This window comes from Nocardioides montaniterrae, from assembly GCF_054782655.1.
Genome location: NZ_BAAGSB010000001.1, coordinates 111,117 through 131,503, shown reverse-complemented (window position 1 = coordinate 131,503; position 20,387 = coordinate 111,117). Strand labels below are relative to the sequence as shown.

The following is a 20,387-nucleotide window of genomic DNA, read 5'->3' as shown; positions in this document are numbered from 1 at the left end:
TCTGTGAGCGAGGGCGTCGGACCGCTGCGGCACGCGTGGTCGCTGCTGCGCCAGGTCGCGGCCGGTGGCGAGCACCGCGAGGCTGCGGTCGCGCAGATCCTGCGGCCGCGCAACCTGTTCCAGCCGTACACGACGACCGAGCCCGAGCGCTACCCGGAGGAGTTCGCCCGGATCGCGACCGAGCTGCCGGCCGACCGCCGCAACGCGCCGCACATCCTGTCGTTCGGCTGCTCGTCGGGCGACGAGCTGATCACGCTGGCGAAACGCTTCCCGGGAGCCGAGATCACCGGCATCGACATCAACCCCGTCGCCGTACGCCGCGCGCGACAGCGCGTCCGTGAGGCGGGCCTGGGCGAGCGGGTCCGCGTCCTGAGGGCGGCCGACGCGGACACCCAGCCGACGGCGGCGTACGACGTCGTCCTCGCGCTCGCCGTCTTCCGGCACGGCCACCTCAACGCGGGGCCGGAGTCGTGTCGCGAGCTGCTGCGCTTCGAGGACTTCGACCGCACGGTCTTCGGCCTCTGCCGCACGCTGCGGCGCGGCGGGCTGTTCGTGATCCGGCACGCGAACTTCAGGTTCAGCGACACCGCCGGGGCGAGCGACTTCCAGCCCGTCGTGACCGGCTTCCCGTCGTCGTCGGCGCAGGGCCTCACGCCGACGTACGGCCCCGACGATCGGATCGTCGGGGCCGCACAGAGGGACGACGGGATCTACCGCCGGATCCGCTAGGCCTGCTTCTCGGCCTGCTTCTCGTCACCGTGGCCCGGCCACCAGGCGGCGTGCCCGACGATCGCGGTGAGCGCGGGCGTGAAGAACATCGACATGATGAACGCCGCGGTGAAGATGCCGAACGACAACGCGAAGCCCATCGACACGATCAGCGAGTTGCCGCCGAGCATGAGCGAGGCGAAGGTGCCCGCCAGGATCACGCCGGCCGCGGCGATGGTCGGACCGGAGTGACGCACCGCCTGGGCCGCCGCGTCGCGTGGGGAGCGGCCCTCGCGGGCCTCCTCGCGCAACCGGGCGATCATCAAGATGTTGTAGTCGGTGCCGAGGGCGACCACGAACAGGTAGATGTAGATCGGCAGCATGAAGATCAGGCCGCTGTCACCCTTGATGTGCTGGATCACGATCACCGTCGCGCCCAGGGTCGCCGCGAAGCCGAGGCCGACCGAGAGCATGAGGTACCAGGGCGCGACGAGGCTGCGCAGCAGGCCCATCAGGATCAGCAGGATGATGATCGCCGCCACCGGGAAGACGACCTTGTAGTCGTGCTTCATCGCCGTGTCGATGTCGACGAAGACCGAGGTCTGCCCGCCGACGTACGCCGACGCGCCGATCTTCGCCGCGGCCGAGTGGGCCGTGGCACGGACGGGACCGCGCACCGCAGCAGCGGCGGCGTCCGAGCCGGGGTTGCTGTCGAGGACGACGCTCACCTTCGCGGTCGTCCGGTCGGGGGAGAGCACGGCGTACTGCGGAGCCTGCGCTGTGCCGCCGGCCGGGGCGACCTGGGCGACGCCGTCGACACCGACGAAGCTCTTGGCGAAGTCGTCGGCCCGCTGCTGGCTCAGGGTGCCGTGCTTCGCCTGGACCATGACCGTGGCGGGGTCGCTCGCGCCGGCGGCGAAGTGGTCGGCGATCGCCGCGGTCGCCTTCGACGACTCGAGGTTGGACGGCATGCTCGACGTGAAGTCGAACGAGGGCGAGAAGCCGAACGAGAAGGCGCTGAGGATCACCAGGATCAGGCCGGACCCGGCGGCGAAGGCCCAGGGGCGCTTGCCGAGTGCCGAGCCGAGCGAGGCGAAGCGGCTCCCCGTGGACTCCTGCTTCCAGCTCTTCGACGGCCAGAACAGCGGCTTGCCGAGCAGCGAGACCACGGCCGGCACCAGGGTCAGTGCGGCCACCAGCATGACGGCCACCGCGATCGCGAGGGCCGGGCCCATCGCCTTGAAGATGCCCAGCGACGACAGGACCAGGGTGCTGAAGGCGACGATCACGGCCCCGCCGGCGGACGCGATCGCCTCGCCGGCGCGCTCGAGCGCGTAGCTGATGGAGGGTCCGATGTCCTCGCCCTCACGCAGCCGCTCGCGGTAGCGGAAGAGGAAGAACAGGATGTAGTCGGTGCCGACACCGAACATCACCACGATCAGGATCTCCTGCAGCGAGGCGTCGGCCTGCAGGTCGAACCACTTCGCGGCCAGACCGATCGCTCCGTTGGCGACCGTCGACACGACACCGATCACGACGACCGGCATCAGCGTGATCAGCACGCTGCGGAAGATGATCGAGAGCAGCACGATGATCAGCAGGACCGTCGCGCCGGCGACGATCTTCATGGTGTTGGCGCTGGAGTCCATGCTGTCGAGCTGCTGGGCGGCGGCGCCGCCGACGTACAGCTTGAGGTCGGTGCCGTCGATGAGCTTCTGGGCGTCCTTGCGCAGGGCCTTGACGTCGTCGGTCGCCTGGGTGTCGAACGCGTTGGCGTCCTTCGCCAGCGGGACGATGCCGATCGCGGCCTTCGCGTCCTTGGCCGGCTGCACCGCGACGACGTCGGCGGGCAGCGCCTGGAAGGTCTTGCCGAGATCGCCGTTGAGCGACTTGGCGACCGCCGTCGCCTTGGCGACGTCGGGCTTGCTGAGCGCGCCGCCGTCGGCACGCTCGAAGACCAGGATCGCGCCCGGCTCGGTGGCCTGGGGGAACTGCTTGGCCTGGATCTCCGAGGCCTTGATGGACTCGTACTTGCTGGGCAGGAAGGACGACTGGTCGGTCGTGGCCTTCAGGCCCGGGGCGAAGACGGCGGCCGCCACCGCCAGGATGAGCCACGAGGCGACCACGAACCAACGGAAGCGGGTCACGAAACGACCTAGGACCTTGAACATGACAACGAACCTACGGCCTCAGTGGACTGTGCCGGTGGGGATTTCATCGCCTGTTCGTCATGACAAGTGTCATGACTGCGGGCCCGGCCTCAGGCGAGGGGTGCGACGAGCAGGCAGGTGCCCTCGCCGGCGACCCGGGTGAGGACGATCGTGCCCTCGGCGTCGCCGGTCGGGGCGAGGCGCTTGCGGAGCTGCTCGGGGGAGATGTCGACGCCGCGCTTCTTGATGGTGAGCCGACCGATCCCGCGCTCGCGCAGCGCCGCCTTCAGCTGCTTCTCGCGGTAGGGCAGCTCCTCGACCACGCGGTAGCCGCGCGCGAACGGCGTCTGGAAGGCCTCGTCGGAGGTCACGTAGGCGATCTTGGGGTCGACCAGGCCGCCGTTGATGCCCGCCGCCACGGCCGTGACCAGGCCCGCCCGGATCACGGCGCCGTCCGGCTCGTAGAGGAACCGCCCGACCCGGCGCACGCCGACCGCCGCCGCTCCCGGGTCGTCCTCGTCGGTGATGCTCGCCAGCCCGCCCGTGGCCGCGATGACGGTGGCGCGACGGGCGACGGTCGCCGTACGCCCGGACCAGAGCGCGGCCTCCTTGACCTCACCGACGTCGCTGACCCATTCGGCCTCGACGCCGCGGGGGACGAGGTCGTGCGGGACTCCGGGGGCGACCTTGACGCAGGCGTCGCGGGTGAGCAGACCCTCGACCCAGGTCCACGGGGGAGTCCAGTCCTCGACCTTGAAGCTGCGGCCCGCGCCCGTACGCCGGGCCGGGTCGGCGAACGCGATGTCGAACCCGTCGTGGGCGACCTCGGTCGCATCGGCGACCTTGGTCGCTCCCGGGAGGCCGAGGGCGGCCAGGTTCGCGGCCGCGATCTCGACCCGCAGCGGGTCGAGGTCGACGCCGGCACAGACCAGGCCCGCGCGGGCCGCGGCGACCAGGTCGCCGCCCATGCCGCAGCCGAGGTCGATCATGGTCTCGGCTCCGAAGGCCGCCATCCGGCCCGCACGGTGGGTCGAGACGCGCAGTCGGGTGGCCTGCTCGAGGGCGTCGCGGGTGAAGTAGAGGTGCTGGGCCAGCTCGCCGAACTTGGCCACGGCGTGGGCGCGCAGCTCGACCTGCGTGAGCACGCCCGCAGCGCGCTCCGCGGTCGTCGTACGCCGGAGCAGGGACTGCACCTGGAGCTCCGGCATGCCCTCGCGGACCGCGTCGGTGGCCGCCGAGAGCAGCTCCTGGCCCGCCTCGGTGAGCAGCCAGCGGAAGTCGTCGAGGTCCACGCCCGCATCCTGTCAGGTTCGCGGAGCGCGACAGCGGCCGCCACGGGCCGACGCGCACTAGCACTCAGTTTGGGCGAGTGCTAACGTCGGGCTGGCACTCTCCGCCGGAGTGTGCCAACGCAGACGTGAACCACCGCAGCTACATGTGAAGGGGAGGTCGACCCGTGTCGATCAACATCAAGCCTCTCGAGGACCGCATCGTCATCAAGCAGGTCGAGGCCGAGCAGACCACCGCCTCCGGTCTCGTCATCCCGGACACCGCCAAGGAGAAGCCGCAGGAGGGCGAGGTCCTGGCCGTCGGTCCCGGTCGTGTCGACGACAACGGCAACCGCGTCCCGCTCGACATCGCGGTCGGCGACAAGGTCATCTACAGCAAGTACGGCGGCACCGAGGTCAAGTACGCCGGTACGGACTACCTGATCCTCACCGCGCGCGACGTCCTCGCCGTCATCGCCTGACGCACCTGGCATCCCGCCTGGCTGCGCCGGGGGCGCTCGACGACCGCTTCGCTTGTGAGGTCGCCTTCGCGCCCCCGGCTTGCCAGCCGGGCGCCAGGCACGTCAGGCCCTTTGTCTTTTAAGGAGCACACATGCCCAAGATCCTGGAGTTCGACGAGAACGCCCGCCGTTCGCTCGAGCGCGGTGTCGACGCGCTCGCGAACGCGGTCAAGGTGACGCTCGGCCCCAAGGGCCGCTACGTCGTCCTCGACAAGAAGTGGGGCGCCCCCACGATCACCAACGACGGCGTGACCGTCGCTCGTGACATCGAGCTGGACGACCCGTTCGAGAACCTCGGCGCGCAGCTGTGCAAGGAGGTCGCGACCAAGACCAACGACGTCGCCGGAGACGGTACGACGACCGCCACCGTGCTGGCGCAGGCGATGGTCCACGAGGGTCTGCGCGCGGTCGCTGCCGGCGCCAACCCGATGGGGATCAAGCGCGGCATGGACAAGGCCACGGCTGCGGTCTCCGAGGCGCTCGTCGCCGCGGCCCGCGACGTCGAGACCCGCGAGGACATGGCCAACGTCGCCACGATCTCGTCGCGTGACAAGCACATCGGCGAGCTGCTCGCCGACGCCTTCGACAAGGTCGGCAAGGACGGTGTCATCACCGTCGAGGAGTCCAACACCATGGGCACCGAGCTGGAGTTCACCGAGGGCATGCAGTTCGAGAAGGGCTACCTCTCGGCGTACTTCGTGACCGACCCCGAGCGCATGGAGGCGGTCATCGACGACGCCTACATCCTCATCAACCAGGGCAAGATCTCCGCGATCGCGGACCTGCTGCCGATCCTCGAGAAGGTCATGCAGACCGGCAAGCCGCTCTTCATCCTCGCCGAGGACGTCGAGGGCGAGGCGCTCTCCACGCTGGTGGTCAACAAGATCCGCGGCACCTTCAACGCGGTCGCGGCCAAGCAGCCCGGCTTCGGCGACCGCCGCAAGGCGATCCTGCAGGACATCGCGATCCTCACCGGCGGCCAGGTCATCAGCCCCGAGGTCGGCCTCAAGCTCGACCAGGTCGGTCTGGAGTCCCTCGGCCAGGCGCGTCGCATCGTGGTCACCAAGGACTCGACGACCATCGTCGACGGTGCCGGTGACGCCGCCGCCGTGGACGCGCGGGTCAACCAGATCAAGCAGGAGATCGAGAAGTCCGACTCCGACTGGGACACCGAGAAGCTGCAGGAGCGCCTGGCCAAGCTGGCCGGAGGCGTCTGCGTGATCAAGGTCGGCGCCGCCACCGAGGTCGAGCTCAAGGAGAAGAAGCACCGCATCGAGGACGCCGTGTCCGCGACGCGTGCCGCGATCGACGAGGGCATCGTCCCCGGCGGTGGCTCGGCCCTGATCCACGCCGTCTCGGTCCTCGCCGACGACCTCGGTCTCGAGGGCGACGAGGCCGCCGGCGTGCGCATCGTGCGCAAGTCGGCCGATGAGCCGCTGCGTTGGATCGCCGAGAACGGTGGCGAGAACGGCTACGTCATCACCTCCAAGGTGCGCGAGGCCGGTCCGGGCGTCGGCTACAACGCGGCCACCGGCGAGTACGGCGACCTGGTCGCCCAGGGCGTCCTCGACCCGGTCAAGGTCACCCGCTCCGCCCTGGTCAACGCCACCTCGATCGCGGCGATGCTGCTGACGACCGAGACGTTGATCGTCGAGAAGCCCGTCGACGAGGAGCCCGAGGCGGCCGGTCACGGTCACGGCCACGGTCACTGATCCCGACGTACGACGACACCGGCCCGCCACGCACCGCGTGGCGGGCCGGCGCGTTTTCTAACGGGAGCGGTACCTACGCGCAATGCGACCGACACACGGCGGGCGCAGGATCGGGACATGTTGTGGCGAGTGCGCGCGAAGCTGTCCGACCGGCCCGGGGCCCTGGCGGCCCTGGCGGCCGCCTGCGGGCGGGCCGAGGCGAACATCCTGACCGTCCACATCTTCCCCGAGGGCGGCTCCGTCACCGACGAGCTGGTCGTGGACCTTCCGACGGGGGCGGGGCTCGCGACGATCGATGCACTGGTGACGGACGCCGACGGCCGGCTGGTCTCGGCGGCGCCCTGCTCGCCGGCGGCAGCTGACGACCAGCCGACCCGTTACGTGCGCGCGGCGCAGGAGATCCTCGAGGAGCCGGCCCGGTTCCCCGAGATCGCCGCCGAGCTCTTCGACGCCGCCGTGGGGATCGAGGGCGACGCCGACGTCCTGGAGATGGCGGTGGGCGAGGTCGCGACGGTGCAGGTACGCCGCACCGTGCCGTTCACGCCGGTGGAGCGGGCCCGCGCGGCCGCGCTCGCCGACCTCCTCGGGAGGGTGCTCGACTCGCGCATCACCTCCCGGTCGCGGCGCACGTTCGGCTCCGCGCTCGAGTACGTCGCCGAAGGTGCCACCGTCTCCGCGCTCGCCGGCGGGCTGGTGGCGGGCCGGGCGTCGTACGAGGTGGCGGAGGGTCCCTGGCCGGTCGACATCTGGGTCGATCCCGCCTGGCAGCGCCGCGGGATCGGGGCGCGGCTGCTCAAGGAGATCGCCCGAGCCGCACGGTCCGCCGATGCCGAGGAGCTCCTGCTCATCGCGCCGGCGGACTCCAAGGCGGCGTTGCCGATGGTGCTCTCGGCCGGCATGCGTGGGCGCATCCGGGTCGCCGACGGCGTCCTGACCCTGCGCATCTCGCTCGCCGAGCTCAGGGTCGCCGCCGGCATCGGCTGACCCCGGGGTTCCGCCGGCGGCCGGCGGGGTAGGAGGTGCCCGTGGAACCCACTACGCGGCGGCTGCCGGCGGTCGTCGAGGCCCTCGTCGTCCTCGTCAGCGCCCTGATCGCGTTCGCGCTCGCGCTCGTCTGCTGGAGCGACGGCCACGTCACCTATGCGCTGCCGAACGGCGTCGGGCACGACACCCTCGGTCGACCCCTCGCAGGTGCCTACGTGTGCGCGGTGCTGGGCGTCCTGACGCTCCCGGCCGGGTATGTCGCCACGCGCGGGCGGGTGCGCTGGCTCGGCGTGCTGGTGCTGCTCGTGCCACTCCTCGCGCTGCTGGTGGCGATCTGGGCGACCCGGGGACCGCAACCCGTCTACTGACGTCTCTCGTGGCAGGGAGTCGGCCTGGGGCGGCGTACGGATAACGTCGGCCCGTGCCCGCACTCAGCATGAGCCTCGATCCCGATCGGACTCCGCGCGCTTGGTTCTCCGTCTCGTCGGTGTTCGCCGCGCTGGGGTCGGTGATGCTCGTGGTGGCACTGGTCCTCGGGCTGCACACGCGCTCCTTCCTCGCCGACGCCGCGCGCACGAACGGCGTCGTGATCTCGCTCGACTCCAGCCGGTCCTGCGACAACAACGGCTGCAGCACGAGCAACAGGCCCGTCGTCAGGTACGTCGTCGATGGCCGCACGCTGACCTTCGAGGACTCGACGTCCACCTCGGGCGGGCCGCAGGTCGGTGACACCGTGAAGGTCGCCTACCGGGCGTCCGATCCGTCCGACGCCCGGATCGTCGGCGGCTTCTTCAGGAACTACCTGGCGTCGGTGATCCTCGGTGGCCTCGGCCTCGTGTTCAGCTTCGTCGGCACCGTGCTCCTCGTCGTGTGGGCGCGGCGCCGGCGCAAGCGGCTCGCCCCGGCCGCCGACGTCACACCGAGCCGGTTCGCTCCGCCGCAGGCCTGAGCCGTAGAATTCCTGCATGGATGAGGTTCCCGCGAAGTTCGCCCCGCTCGGTCTCACCTACGACGACGTCCTGCTGCTGCCGGGTCATTCGGACCTCGCGCCGGACGAGATCGACACCACCACGCGGCTGACCCGCGAGATCTCGATCAAGGCGCCGCTCGTGAGCGCCGCGATGGACACGGTGACCGAGTCGCGGATGGCGATCGCGATGGCCCGCCAGGGCGGCATCGGCATCCTGCACCGCAACCTGTCGGCCGACGAGCAGGCCTACCAGGTCGACCTGGTCAAGCGGACCCAGACCGGGATCATCTCCAACCCCGTCACCATCGGTCCCGACGCGACGCTCGAGGACCTGGACAAGATCTGCGGCGAGTACCGCGTCTCCGGTCTCCCGGTCGTCGACCTGGACAACCGGCTGATCGGCATCATCACCAACCGCGACCTCCGGTTCACGCCCGTCGCGGAGTGGGCGACCACCAAGGTCGACGAGGTGATGACGCCGATGCCGCTGATCACCGGCCCCGCCGGCATCGACCGCGACGCCGCCACCCTGCTGCTGCGCCAGCACAAGCGCGAGCGCCTGCCGTTGGTCGACCCCGACGGCCGCCTGGCCGGGCTGATCACGGTCAAGGACTTCGTGAAGTCCGAGCAGTTCCCCAACGCCTCCAAGGACGGCGACGGCCGGCTCATGGTCGGCGCCGCCATCGGCTACTTCGGCGACGCCTGGGACCGCGCGACGATGCTGATCGAGGCAGGTGTCGACGTGCTCGTCGCCGACACCGCGCACGGCAACGTGCGGATGCTGCTCGACATGGTCGAGCGGCTCAAGACCGACCCGGCCACCAAGCACGTGCAGGTCATCGGCGGCAACGTCGCGACCCGTGAGGGCGCGCAGGCGTTCATCGACGCCGGTGCGGACGCCATCAAGGTGGGCGTCGGCCCGGGCTCGATCTGCACGACCCGCGTGGTCACCGGTGTCGGCGTACCCCAGATCACCGCTGTCTACGAGGCCTCCCTGGCCGCCGGCCCGGCCGGCGTACCGGTCATCGCCGACGGCGGCATGAAGCACTCCGGCGAGATCGCCAAGGCGCTCGTCGCCGGCGCCGACGCCGTGATGGTCGGCTCGATGCTCGCCGGCTGCGAGGAGTCGCCGGGCGAGGTCGTCTTCCACCAGGGCAAGCAGTACAAGTCCTACCGCGGCATGGGCTCGCTGGGTGCCATGTCGAGCCGGGGCAAGAAGTCCTACTCCAAGGATCGCTACTTCCAGGCCGAGGCCACCGACGACAAGATCGTGCCCGAGGGCATCGAGGGTCGCGTCGCGTTCACCGGTCCGGTCGCCTCCGTCGCCCACCAGCTGCTCGGCGGCCTCAACCAGTCGATGTTCTACATCGGCGCGCGCAACATCCCCGAGCTCAAGGAGAAGGGCCGGTTCGTCCGGATCACCTCCGCCTCGCTCAAGGAGAGCCACCCGCACGGTGTCGAGATGACCGTCGAGGCGCCGAACTACCACGGCGCCTGAGTCGACCGCTCTGCTCGGTCGCCGCATGCTGCGGCGCGAGCGGGGGTACCGCCGTCGTCGGTGAAAGGAGCCGACGATGAACAACTGGTTCGACCATTGGAACGACCCGGGCTGGATCGCGGTCTACGTGATCGCCGCCCTGCTGGTGCTCGCCGCCCTCGCCGCGGTGGCCAGGAGCAAGAAGCGCGACCTGGACCGCAAGCACGCCGAGGCGATCCGCACCGACGCACGCCGTGACGAGCCGCGCCTCGAGCGCCGCGAGGCCGAGGCCCGCCGGCTCGAGGCCGAGTCGCAGGAGGCGCGTGCCGAGGCCGACCGCCGAGAGGCCATGGCGCGCTCGCAGCGCGAGAAGCTCGAGAAGGAGCGCGGCGACTACGCCGAGCGCATGCGGGAGGCCGACCGCCTGGACCCGGACGCCGAGGACCCCGTCGAGCAGACCTCCGACCAGGAAGCGCGCAAGCACCGTCGCGCGGGCTGACCTCCGGCGTATCGTCCCTGCCTGAGGAGGGGCGAGATGTCGGTACGGGTCGACGCGTGGTGCTGGGCGGTACGGCTCTACAAGAGCCGCTCCCAGGCGACCGCCGGCGCCAAGGCCGGGCACATCCGGATCAACGGCGTACGAGCCAAGCCGGCGCAGCCGGTCAAGATCGGCGACGAGGTCCGGGTGTTCACCGATCGTGAGCACATCGTCGAGGTGCGCCAGCTGCTGGTGAAGCGGGTGGGCGCGCCCGTCGCCGTGCTGGCCTATCTCGACAAGACACCGGCGCTGCCGCCCAAGGCGGAGCGGGTCGCGCCGGTCTTCCAGCGCGAGCGGGGCACCGGTCGGCCGACCAAGCGCGATCGCCGACTCCTCGATCAACTCCGCGACCGATAACCTGCTCCGGTGAGCGAGATCGAGATCGGCCGTGCCAAGCGGGCCCGCCGTGCCTACTCCTTCGACGACATCGCGATCGTGCCCTCCCGGCGCACGCGTGACCCCGAGGAGGTCTCGACCGCCTGGCAGATCGACGCCTACCGCTTCGAGCTGCCGATCCTGGCCGCGCCGATGGACTCCGTGATGTCGCCGGAGACCGCGATCGCCTTCGGCCAGCACGGCGGGCTGGGCGTCCTGGACCTCGAGGGCCTCTGGACGCGGTACGCCGACCCCAAGCCGCTGCTCGCGGAGGTGGCCCAGCTCTCCGGCATCGACGCCACCCGGCGCCTGCAGGAGATCTACGCCGAGCCGGTCAAGGCCGAGCTCATCACCGAGCGGGTCAAGCAGATCCGTGACGCGGGCGTGACCGTCGCCGGCTCGCTCAGCCCCCAGCGGACCAAGGAGTTCGCCAAGACCGTCGTGGACGCCGGTGTCGACATGTTCGTCATCCGCGGCACCACCGTCTCCGCCGAGCACGTCTCGGGCCAGGCCGAGCCGCTCAACCTCAAGGAGTTCATCTACGAGCTCGACGTGCCCGTGATCGTGGGCGGCTGCGCCACCCACCAGGCGGCCCTGCACCTCATGCGCACCGGCGCCGCCGGCGTGCTGGTCGGGTTCGGTGGGGGAGCGGCGCACACCACCCGCACCGTCCTGGGCATCTCGGTCCCGATGGCCTCCGCCGTCGCCGACGTCGCCGCTGCGCGTCGCGACTACCTCGACGAGTCCGGCGGTCGCTACGTCCACGTCATCGCGGACGGCTCGATCGGCACCTCCGGCGATCTGGCCAAGGCGATCGCCTGCGGCGCCGACGCTGTCATGGTCGGCTCGCCGTTCGCGCGTGCCACCGACGCGCCCGGCCACGGCTTCCACTGGGGCGCCGAGGCGCACCACGCCGACCTGCCGCGCGGTGAGCGTGTCCGGTTCGACCAGGTCGGAACCCTCCAGGAGATCCTGTTCGGTCCCTCGCACGTCGCCGACGGCACGATGAACCTGATCGGTGCCCTCAAGCGCTCGATGGCGACCACCGGCTACACCGAGCTCAAGGAGTTCCAGCGGGTCGAGGTCGTCGGGGCCTGAGGCGCTCAGCCGGCTGACGCGCGGTTGACACTCGATCGCGATCTGTCGAGACACTGTGTCGCAGTTCGCGGCCGGTACCCGTTCTACTGACCGGTAACGGGGAGTACCCTCGCGGCATGAGCGCGTCGAACCCCACGCCCGAGCCACTCGTCGACGGTCCGCACGACCCGGAGCACGACCCGCGCGCGGCGTACGTCCTCGAGCCGTCGCACGTCAAGCGGCTCACCGACCGGATCCTCTCCACGACCGGTCGCACGCTGCCGCTGACCTCGCCGCTGGACGGCGCGCCGCTGGCGAACATCCCGCAGTCGAGCGAGGAGGACGTCGACGAGGCGTTCCGCCGCGCGCGCATCGCGCAGGCCGCCTGGGCGCAGACCTCGATCGCCGAGCGCGAGGCCGCCATGCTGCGCCTGCACGACATCGTCCTCGAGCGCAGCTCAGAGATCCTCGACCTGATCACGCTGGAGTCCGGCAAGGCCCGCAAGCACGCGTACGACGAGATCCTGCACGTCGCGCTGACGGCTCGCTACTACGGCAGGATCTCCCACAAGCACCTCGCCACCCGGCGCGCGACCGGCGTGATCCCGGGGCTGACCCGCGTCGACCACAACCGGGTCGCCAAGGGCGTCGTCGGCATCATCTCGCCGTGGAACTACCCGCTCACGATGGCCATCTCCGACGGCCTCCCGGCGCTGATGGCCGGCAACGCGGTCGTCACCAAGCCCGACGCCCAGACCATGCTCACCGCGCTGCTGGGTGCGGAGCTGATCGAGCAGGCCGGCATCCCGCGCGACCTGTGGGTCGTCGTGGCCGGCCCGGGCCGCCAGCTCGGCACGCCGATCATCGAGCGCTCCGACTACATCTGCTTCACCGGCTCCACCGCGACCGGCAAGCTCATCGCCAAGCAGTGCGCCGAGCGCCTCATCGGCTGCTCGCTGGAGCTCGGCGGCAAGAACCCGATCCTGGTGCTGCGCGACGCGGACATCGAGAAGGCCGCCGAGGGCGCCGTACGCGCCGCGTTCTCCAACGCCGGTCAGCTCTGCGTCTCCACCGAGCGGATGTTCGTCGCCGACCAGGTCTACGACCGCTTCGTCGAGCGGTTCGTGGCACGCACCAAGGCGATGAGCCTCGGTGCCGGCCTCGACTGGGAGATCGACATGGGTCCGCTCATCTCCGAGGACCAGCTGACCACCGCGGTCGCCCACGTCGACGACGCCGTCGCCAAGGGCGCGCGGGTGCTGGCCGGCGGCAACGCCCGGCCCGACCTCGCGCCGTACTTCTTCGAGCCGACCATCCTCGAGGGCGTCACGCCCGAGATGACCTGCTTCGGCCACGAGACCTTCGGTCCGGTCATCTCCGTCTACCGCTTCCACGACGAGGCCGACGCGATCGCGCGTGCCAACGACGGCGAGTACGGCCTGAACGCCTCGATCTACACCCAGGACGGCAAGCGCGGGCGTGCCCTCGCCCGGCAGATCAAGTGCGGCACGGTCAACATCAACGAGGGCTTCGCCGCCTCGTTCGGCAGCATCGACGCCCCGATGGGCGGCATGCGCGAGTCCGGGATGGGCCGTCGGCAGGGCGCCGAGGGCATCCACCGCTACACCGAGTCCCAGACCGTCGCCACGCAGCGGGTCCTCAAGCTCGGCCAGAACTTCGGCATGTCCGCCGAGACCCACGCGAAGGTGATGAACCTGAGCCTCAAGGCACTCAAGAAGCTGGGACGGGCATGAGCATGGGAAATCACAGCGCCTTCGACTACGACGTCCTCGTCATCGGGTCCGGCTTCGGCGGCTCGGTGTCGGCACTGCGCCTGACCGAGAAGGGCTACAAGGTCGGTGTCCTCGAGGCCGGCGCGCGCTTCCGCGACGAGGACTTCGCGGACACCTCCTGGGACCTGAAGAAGTTCCTGTTCCAGCCGGCGGCCGGTTGCTACGGCATCCAGCGCATCGACATGGTCAAGGACGCCATCATCCTGGCGGGCGCCGGTGTCGGCGGCGGTTCGCTGGTCTACGCGAACACGCTCTACGAGCCGCTCGACCCGTTCTACAAGGACCCCTCCTGGGCGCACATCACCGATTGGAAGTCGGAGCTGGCCCCCTACTACGACCAGGCCAAGCGGATGCTCGGTGTGGTCGTCAACCCGAACGAGACCCCGGCCGACCGGGTCATGAAGAAGGTCGCCTCCGACCTGGGCGTCGAGGACACCTTCCACGCGGCGCCGGTCGGCGTCTTCTTCGGGCAGGGCGGGGAGACCCCTGGCTCGTCGGTCGACGACCCGTACTTCGGCGGCGTGGGCCCGACCCGCAACACCTGCACCCAGTGCGGCGAGTGCATGGTCGGCTGCCGCCACAACGCCAAGAACACCCTGGTCAAGAACTACCTCTACCTCGCCGAGCAGAACGGCGCCGAGGTGCACCCGCTGACCACGGTCACGAAGGTGACCCCGCTCGAGGGCGGCGGCTACGAGATCCAGACCCGTTGGACCAAGGCCAAGCTGTCCCGGCGTACCGCCGTCAAGACGTTCACCGCCGAGCAAGTCATCTTCAGCGCGGCCGCGATCGGCACCCAGAAGCTGCTGCACCAGCTCAAGGCCGACGGCGACCTGCCGAAGATCTCCGACCGCCTCGGCATGCTGACGCGCACCAACTCCGAGGCGATCCTCGGCGCGATCGCCCCCGACCTGGAGACCGACTACTCCGAGGGCGTGGCGATCACCTCCTCGATCCACCCCGACGAGCACACCCACTTCGAGCCGGTCCGCTACGGCCACGGCTCGAACGCGATGTCGTTCCTGCAGACGGTGCTGACCGACGGTGGCCCGCAGCGCAAGCGCCGGTGGATCAAGGAGATGGGCGCCCAGCTCAAGGCCGGCAACCTGTTCAAGCTCTACGACGTCAAGCACTGGTCCGAGCGGATGATCGTGCTGCTCGTCATGCAGGCCAAGGACAACTCCATCACGGTCTTCCCCAAGAAGACCCCGTTCGGCTACCGGCTGTCCTCCAAGCAGGGCCACGGCGAGCCGAACCCGACCTGGATCCCGGTCGCCAACGAGGGCGCGCGGCTGATGGCCAAGCACATGTCGACCGACACAGGCCCCGGGTACGCCGGCGGCACCGTCGGTGAGCCGTTCAACGTTCCGATGACGGCCCACTTCATCGGCGGCTGCGCCATCGGGGACAGCGCCGACACCGGTGTGGTCGACCCGTTCCAGCGGCTCTACGGCTACGACGGCCTGCACGTCGTCGACGGCTCGACGATCTCGGCCAACCTGGGCGTGAACCCGTCACTGACGATCACCGCGCAGGCCGAGCGGGCGATGGCGTACTGGCCCAACAAGGGCGAGCCGGACACGCGCCCGGCCGTCGGTTCGGCGTACGAGAAGATCGATCCGGTCGCCCCGAACGCCCCGGTGGTCCCACCCACCGCACCAGCCGCACTTCGCTTGCCGATCGTGGGGGTCTCCTGATCCAATTGCTTCTGTCTGGACATTCGATGTGACCGGCGTAACCTGCCGAAACAGATCTCGTTGAAGCATCGAGCCCGGGGATTCACGCTCCCTCCCGAACCCCGGGTCAGGTCCAGGCAACTGTCCATCAGTCGCATGGACAACCAAGGCCCGACCACCCTCCCTCCCCGGTCGGGCCTTGGCGCATTTTCGGGGGTGGGCCGTTCGGGGCCCCGAGCGCGTCGTACCTGATCTTTTGGCCCTGATTTCGGCGATTTCGGGGCCAAAGGATCAGGTACGACGAGGGCCTGTGGATTGTCAGAGCACGAATCCGCCCAGCGGCGCATGCTCGCCCGGTGGATAGACCTCGGGTGACGCGGAGCGGGCTGGTGCTGCCTGTCCGGGCGGAGGCGCCCGTGCCTGGTTCGCCAACGCGCAAGCAGGCCCGCGGCCGGGCATGGCGTCGCTGCGGAGCGAACCTGTTCGTGCCTGCCGAGGTGGATTCGACGGCGGCCGCGCAGCGGATCGTCGAATCCGCGTACGCCGCGCCGTGCGCCGCTGTCACCGGTTGGGCGGCCCTGCACTGGCTTGGTGCACGCTGGTTCCCGGGCGTCGATGCGCGGGGGTGCCTGCTGCCGGTTCCACTGGCGATCGGAGACGTCCGCAAGCTCGCTCCGCGCCAGGGGGCGGTCCTCTCCGAGGACTGGCTGTTCGCGGACGACATCGTCGTGATCGACGGTCTGCCGATCACCGTCCCGGAGCGGTCGGTCAGCTACGAGGCCAGGCGGGCTCGCTCGTTGCCGGAGGCGGTTCGGATCATCGACATGGCGGCGTACGACGACCTGATCGATCTGGCGGCCCTCACCGCGTACATCGTCCGCCTCCCGGCCCGACCAGGGATCCGGCTCCTGCGGGCAGCGGTGGGCATGGCCGACGAGAATGCTTGGTCGCCGATGGAACCGGACATGCGGATCGTGTGGGAGCTGGAGGGCCGGCATCCGCGGCCACTGTGCAACGTGCCGATCTTCGACCCGCGGGGCACGCACCTCTTCACGCCCGACCTGTTCGACCCGGTGGCCGGCGTCGCCGGTGAGTACAACGGTGGCGTGCATGATGCGGACGAGCCGCGGGCCCGTGACCTGGCGAAGGAGGAGCTCGCGAGGTCCGTGGGGATCGAGATGGTGACGATGATGAAGCACGATCGCCATGCCTCGGGCCCGTTCCACCGACGCCTGCGGTCGGCGTACGCGCGGTCGGCGGTCCGGGGCGATGCGCCGCGCCTGTGGACGATCGAGCAGCCCGAGTGGTGGGTCGACACCTCGACCGTTTCGGCGCGACGGGGGTTGGCGGACGCCGAGCGTGCGCGGTGGCTGTCGTGGCGGCGACCCTGAGTGCGTCGTACCTGATCATTTGGCCCTGATTTCGGCGATTTCGGGGCCAGAAGATCAGGTACGACGGTCGAATCGGCCGCGCGGCACGCCGCCGATAGGATTCGCGCATGAGCGCCGCTGAGCACGACCTGGTCCTCGTCGTCGACTTCGGGGCGCAGTACGCCCAGCTGATCGCGCGACGCGTGCGCGAGGCCAAGGTCTACTCCGAGATCGTCCCGCACTCGATGCCGGTGGCGGAGATGCTGGCGAAGAACCCCAAGGCGATCGTCCTCTCGGGCGGCCCGAGCAGCGTCTACGAGGAGGGTGCGCCGTCGCTCAACGGCGACCTCTTCACGGGCGAGGTCCCGGTCTTCGGGATGTGCTACGGATTCCAGACCATGGCCCAGGCGCTGGGTGGCGAGGTCGCCGCGACCGGCCTGCGCGAGTACGGCCGTACGCCGGTCAGCGTGGTCGAGCCGGGCACGCTGCTCGCCGACATGCCGGCCGCCCACAACGTCTGGATGTCGCACGGCGACCAGGTCGTCGCGGCACCCGACGGCTTCACGGTGCTGGCCTCCACCGAGGTCACCCCGGTCGCGGCCTTCGAGCACGTCGAGCGCGGCTTCGCCGGCGTCCAGTGGCACCCCGAGGTGCTGCACTCCGAGCACGGCCAGCAGGTGCTCGAGCACTTCCTCTGGAACATCGCGGGCTGCCAGCAGACCTGGACCATCGGCAACATCGCCGACGAGCAGGTCGCCCGGGTCAAGGCGCAGATCGGCGAGACCGGTCGCGCGATCTGTGGCCTGTCCGGCGGCGTCGACTCCGCCGTCGCCGCCGCGATCGTGCAGAAGGCGATCGGTGACCGCCTCACCTGTGTGTACGTCGACCACGGGCTGATGCGCAAGGACGAGACCGAGCAGATCGAGCGTGACTTCGTGGCCGCGACGGGCGCCAAGCTGGTCGTCGTCGACGCCGAGAAGCAGTTCCTCGACGCCCTCGCCGGTGTCTCCGAGCCTGAGGCCAAGCGCAAGATCATCGGCCGCGAGTTCATCCGCTCCTTCGAGGGCGCCGAGCTCGAGGTCATCAAGGACGCGCCGGCCGGGTCCAAGGTCGGGTTCCTGGTCCAGGGCACGCTCTACCCCGACGTCGTCGAGTCCGGCCACGGCGCCGGCGCGGCGACGATCAAGTCCCACCACAACGTCGGCGGCCTGCCCGAGGACCTCGAGTTCGAGCTGGTCGAGCCGCTGCGTGAGCTCTTCAAGGACGAGGTCCGCGCGGTCGGCGCCCAGCTGGGCCTGCCGGACGTCATCGTCCACCGTCAGCCGTTCCCGGGCCCCGGTCTGGGCATCCGGATCATCGGCGAGGTCACCCGCGAGCGCCTCGACATCCTCCGCGAGGCCGACGCCATCGCCCGCGAGGAGATGACGAAGGCCGGCCTCGATCGCGACATCTGGCAGATGCCTGTCGTGCTGCTCGCCGACGTCCGCAGCGTCGGCGTACAGGGTGACGGCCGTACCTACGGCCACTCCGTCGTGCTGCGTCCCGTCACCTCCGAGGACGCGATGACCGCCGACTGGGCCCGCCTGCCCTTCGACGTGCTGGAGAAGATCTCGACCCGGATCACCAACGAGGTCAAGGAGATCAACCGCGTCACCCTGGACGTCACCTCAAAGCCCCCTGGCACCATCGAATGGGAGTGAGCGCCGCGATACGCGCACGCTGGCTGCGTTGCGGCCGCTCGACGACCGCTTCGCTTTTGCCGCTCGACGACCGCTTCGCTTTTGAGGTCGCCTTCGCGGCCGCGCCTTGCCATCGCACGCGTCTCGCGACGCTCATAGAGAGACTGATGTCATGACTGAACTGGCCGACCGGCTCCTCGAGGCACACGTCGCGTACGAGGTCGCCGCGCTGCGTGAGCGGCCGGCCGAGCTCGTCGCGGGTGAGGTCCACCGGCTGCTGGGCCTGCTGGGCGGCGTACGCCTCGGCGACGTGGTCGACCGAGACATGGTCAAGGGCGTCGCGGGCAAGTACGTCGCGCACCACCACCTGCCCGGTGCCATCCCGGACGTCGCCGGCGAGATCGCGCGACGGGTGCGGGCCAACCCCGCCAACCAGACGCCGCTAGGCGAGCTGGTCGACCGTCGCCAGGTCGAAGAGCTCGTCACCGTCCTGTCCGAGCTGCGCACCCTGCGCGACCAGCTGCTGCGCGGCATCGTCGCAAGCCCCGGCCTGCAGGCCGGCGTCGGCGGGCTCGTGCACGGCGTCGCGACGGGCGGCGTGCGCCAGGGCCTGAAGATCGCGCGCAAGCTGCCCGGCCTGAGCACCGGCATCGGGCTGGGGGAGAAGGCGGCCGGCGGCGTGGTCGAGGGTCTCGACCGACGCAGCCGTGAGCTTGCAGAGCAGGGCGCCGGGGTGCTGCTCGGCTACCTCGGTGACCGGGCCATGCCAGGCGTCTCCGACGACGAGCTGCGTCATGCCGTCCTCGACGTGTGGGACGCGATGTCGACCCAGCCGGTCGCGACGCTGGCTCAGGCCATCTCCGACGAGCAGCTGGTCGACCTCTGCAGCGCGCTGTACGACGTGTGGCTCGACCTGCGCACCTCGCCGTACATCACCGCGCTGGTGGAATCCGGCGTCGACTACTTCTTCGAGACGTACGCCGACTTCCCCCTCGCCGATCTCCTGGCCGAGTTCGGGCTCACGCCCGGCGACCTGGTCGAGGAGGTCGAGCGGTTCGTGCCGCCGGTGGTCGCCGGCCTGGCCCGCGCCGGCCTGCTCGAGGACCTCGTTCGCCCACGCCTCGCCGCGTTCTACGCCTCGCCCGCTGCCCAGGCCGTTCTCGGGAAGAACTAGAACCTGTTCCGGTAGCGTCGCCGGCGTGAGCAAAGGTGCTTCGCTGGCCCGGGTCGGGATCGTGTACGTCGTCGCGCTCGGCGCCGCGACGGCGTGGCTGGCCTGGGGGCCGGACACGCGTTGGCTGTGGCTGGACGGCCTGATCGCCGACCTGCTCGCGACGCTGGTCGTGTTCGTTGCCAGCAGGCTCCTGCACAACTCCAGCTGCTACGACCCGTACTGGAGCGTGCTGCCGCCGTACCTCGTCCTCTACTGGTGCCTCGCGGCCGACCACCGCGGGCTCGAGATGGACAACACCCGCGCGGTGCTGGTGATCGTCGTGGTGCTCGTCTGGGCGATCCGGCTCACCGCCAACTGGGTCCAGGACTGGCCCGGCCTGCACCACGAGGACTGGCGCTACCCGATGCTGCGCGACCGGTCGGGCCGGTTCGAGGCCGTCGTGGACCTGATGGGCATCCACGTCTTCCCGACCCTGATCGTGTTCTTGGCGCTGATGCCGGCGTACGCCGTCGTCGCCCGGCCCGGCCACGGCCTCGGATGGCTGGACGTGGTGGCGTTCGTGATCGGCATCGGGGCGCCGGTGCTGCAGTACGTCGCCGACGCGCAGATGCGTCGCTTCATCCGCGTCCGCCAGCCCGGGCAGGCGATGGATCACGGGCTCTGGGCGTGGTCGCGGCACCCGAACTACTTCGGCGAGATCAGCTTCTGGTTCGCGCTCGCGCTCTTCGGGATCGCCGGTGCGCCGGGCGACTGGTGGTGGCTGATCGCCGGGGCCGGCGCCATGACCGCGATGTTCCAGGGCGCCAGCATCCCGATGATGGAGGAGCGCAGCCTGCAGCGGCGGCCGGCGTACCAGGACGTCATCGACCGCGTGCCGCGGCTCGTCCCGCGCCCGCCGCGCCGGACGTCCTGAGG

At 70.3% G+C, this 20,387-nt stretch carries 18 protein-coding genes; 16 read left to right on the top strand and 2 right to left on the bottom strand.

Going from position 1 to position 20,387, the window contains the following annotated elements:
* Window positions 1-3: 3 nt before the first annotated feature.
* Window positions 4-729, top strand: a complete 726-nt coding sequence (locus tag ACYVJ3_RS00605) for an SAM-dependent methyltransferase (RefSeq protein ID WP_460850536.1) — start codon at window positions 4-6, stop codon at window positions 727-729.
* On the opposite strand, the gene ACYVJ3_RS00600 is transcribed toward ACYVJ3_RS00605, so the two are convergent.
* Together ACYVJ3_RS00600 and ACYVJ3_RS00595 are read right to left on the bottom strand one after the other, a co-directional pair.
* The gene (locus tag ACYVJ3_RS00600) at window positions 726-2,855 is read right to left on the bottom strand and encodes an MMPL family transporter (protein WP_460850535.1); all 2,130 of its coding nucleotides are present in this window, start codon (window positions 2,853-2,855) and stop codon (window positions 726-728) included. The genes ACYVJ3_RS00605 and ACYVJ3_RS00600 overlap by 4 nt on opposite strands.
* 113 nt (window positions 2,856-2,968) lie before the next feature.
* Window positions 2,969-4,150 (bottom strand): class I SAM-dependent methyltransferase, encoded by a 1,182-nt coding sequence (locus ACYVJ3_RS00595; RefSeq protein WP_460850534.1) that lies wholly within the window; start codon window positions 4,148-4,150, stop codon window positions 2,969-2,971.
* A 164-nt stretch (window positions 4,151-4,314) separates the two neighbouring features.
* Between ACYVJ3_RS00595 and groES the strand changes: the two genes are divergently transcribed.
* The 15 genes from groES (at window position 4,315) to ACYVJ3_RS00520 (ending at window position 20,385) form a co-directional block, all read left to right on the top strand.
* Window positions 4,315-4,608, top strand: a complete 294-nt coding sequence (groES, locus tag ACYVJ3_RS00590) for a co-chaperone GroES (protein WP_460850532.1) — start codon at window positions 4,315-4,317, stop codon at window positions 4,606-4,608.
* A 131-nt stretch (window positions 4,609-4,739) separates the two neighbouring features.
* On the top strand, window positions 4,740-6,359 hold the full coding sequence (gene groL, locus ACYVJ3_RS00585; protein WP_460850531.1) for a chaperonin GroEL: 1,620 nt from the start codon (window positions 4,740-4,742) through the stop codon (window positions 6,357-6,359).
* A 117-nt stretch (window positions 6,360-6,476) separates the two neighbouring features.
* Window positions 6,477-7,343, top strand: coding sequence for a GNAT family N-acetyltransferase (locus tag ACYVJ3_RS00580; RefSeq protein ID WP_460850530.1), 867 nt, complete (start codon window positions 6,477-6,479; stop codon window positions 7,341-7,343).
* A gap of 41 nt (window positions 7,344-7,384) precedes the next feature.
* A complete protein-coding gene (locus tag ACYVJ3_RS00575) occupies window positions 7,385-7,711 on the top strand; it encodes a hypothetical protein (protein ID WP_460850529.1) in 327 nt (108 codons plus the stop codon).
* Window positions 7,712-7,764: 53 nt separating this feature from the next.
* Window positions 7,765-8,292, top strand: coding sequence for a DUF3592 domain-containing protein (locus ACYVJ3_RS00570; protein WP_460850528.1), 528 nt, complete (start codon window positions 7,765-7,767; stop codon window positions 8,290-8,292).
* A gap of 16 nt (window positions 8,293-8,308) precedes the next feature.
* Window positions 8,309-9,811, top strand: coding sequence for an IMP dehydrogenase (guaB, locus tag ACYVJ3_RS00565; RefSeq protein ID WP_460850527.1), 1,503 nt, complete (start codon window positions 8,309-8,311; stop codon window positions 9,809-9,811).
* Between the two features lie 76 nt (window positions 9,812-9,887).
* A complete protein-coding gene (locus ACYVJ3_RS00560) occupies window positions 9,888-10,289 on the top strand; it encodes a hypothetical protein (protein WP_460850526.1) in 402 nt (133 codons plus the stop codon).
* Window positions 10,290-10,325: 36 nt separating this feature from the next.
* The gene (locus ACYVJ3_RS00555) at window positions 10,326-10,685 is read left to right on the top strand and encodes an RNA-binding S4 domain-containing protein (RefSeq protein WP_460850525.1); all 360 of its coding nucleotides are present in this window, start codon (window positions 10,326-10,328) and stop codon (window positions 10,683-10,685) included.
* 9 nt (window positions 10,686-10,694) lie between these two features.
* Complete coding sequence (locus ACYVJ3_RS00550; RefSeq protein WP_460850524.1) at window positions 10,695-11,801, top strand: GuaB3 family IMP dehydrogenase-related protein; 1,107 nt, start codon at window positions 10,695-10,697, stop codon at window positions 11,799-11,801.
* Between the two features lie 116 nt (window positions 11,802-11,917).
* Window positions 11,918-13,534, top strand: a complete 1,617-nt coding sequence (locus ACYVJ3_RS00545; RefSeq protein ID WP_460850523.1) for a succinic semialdehyde dehydrogenase — start codon at window positions 11,918-11,920, stop codon at window positions 13,532-13,534.
* Window positions 13,531-15,270 carry a GMC oxidoreductase gene (locus ACYVJ3_RS00540; RefSeq protein WP_460850522.1) on the top strand — a complete coding sequence of 580 codons (1,740 nt, stop codon included), beginning with the start codon at window positions 13,531-13,533 and terminating at the stop codon, window positions 15,268-15,270. Before ACYVJ3_RS00545 ends, ACYVJ3_RS00540 begins: the two co-directional genes overlap by 4 nt.
* Before the next feature lie 395 nt (window positions 15,271-15,665).
* Entirely contained in the window at window positions 15,666-16,640 is a 975-nt protein-coding gene (locus ACYVJ3_RS00535) for a hypothetical protein (RefSeq protein WP_460850521.1), read from the top strand.
* 107 nt (window positions 16,641-16,747) lie between these two features.
* Window positions 16,748-18,319, top strand: a complete 1,572-nt coding sequence (gene guaA / locus ACYVJ3_RS00530; protein WP_460850520.1) for a glutamine-hydrolyzing GMP synthase — start codon at window positions 16,748-16,750, stop codon at window positions 18,317-18,319.
* A 151-nt stretch (window positions 18,320-18,470) separates the two neighbouring features.
* Window positions 18,471-19,472: a hypothetical protein gene (locus tag ACYVJ3_RS00525; RefSeq protein WP_460850519.1), complete on the top strand. Its 1,002-nt coding sequence runs from the start codon at window positions 18,471-18,473 to the stop codon at window positions 19,470-19,472.
* Between the two features lie 25 nt (window positions 19,473-19,497).
* The gene (locus tag ACYVJ3_RS00520; protein WP_460850518.1) at window positions 19,498-20,385 is read left to right on the top strand and encodes a DUF1295 domain-containing protein; all 888 of its coding nucleotides are present in this window, start codon (window positions 19,498-19,500) and stop codon (window positions 20,383-20,385) included.
* The last annotated feature ends 2 nt before the right edge of the window (window positions 20,386-20,387 follow it).

Bases quoted from the DNA above. Each gene is read 5' to 3' on its own strand.
- groL (WP_460850531.1), top strand. From the start codon at position 4,740: ATGCCCAAGATCCTGGAGTTCGACGAGAACGCCCGCCGTTCGCTCGAG.
- ACYVJ3_RS00580 (WP_460850530.1), top strand. From the start codon at position 6,477: ATGTTGTGGCGAGTGCGCGCGAAGCTGTCCGACCGGCCCGGGGCCCTG.
- guaB (WP_460850527.1), top strand. From the start codon at position 8,309: ATGGATGAGGTTCCCGCGAAGTTCGCCCCGCTCGGTCTCACCTACGAC.
- ACYVJ3_RS00560 (WP_460850526.1), top strand. From the start codon at position 9,888: ATGAACAACTGGTTCGACCATTGGAACGACCCGGGCTGGATCGCGGTC.
- ACYVJ3_RS00555 (WP_460850525.1), top strand. From the start codon at position 10,326: ATGTCGGTACGGGTCGACGCGTGGTGCTGGGCGGTACGGCTCTACAAG.
- ACYVJ3_RS00545 (WP_460850523.1), top strand. From the start codon at position 11,918: ATGAGCGCGTCGAACCCCACGCCCGAGCCACTCGTCGACGGTCCGCAC.
- ACYVJ3_RS00540 (WP_460850522.1), top strand. From the start codon at position 13,531: ATGAGCATGGGAAATCACAGCGCCTTCGACTACGACGTCCTCGTCATC.
- guaA (WP_460850520.1), top strand. From the start codon at position 16,748: ATGAGCGCCGCTGAGCACGACCTGGTCCTCGTCGTCGACTTCGGGGCG.
- ACYVJ3_RS00525 (WP_460850519.1), top strand. From the start codon at position 18,471: ATGACTGAACTGGCCGACCGGCTCCTCGAGGCACACGTCGCGTACGAG.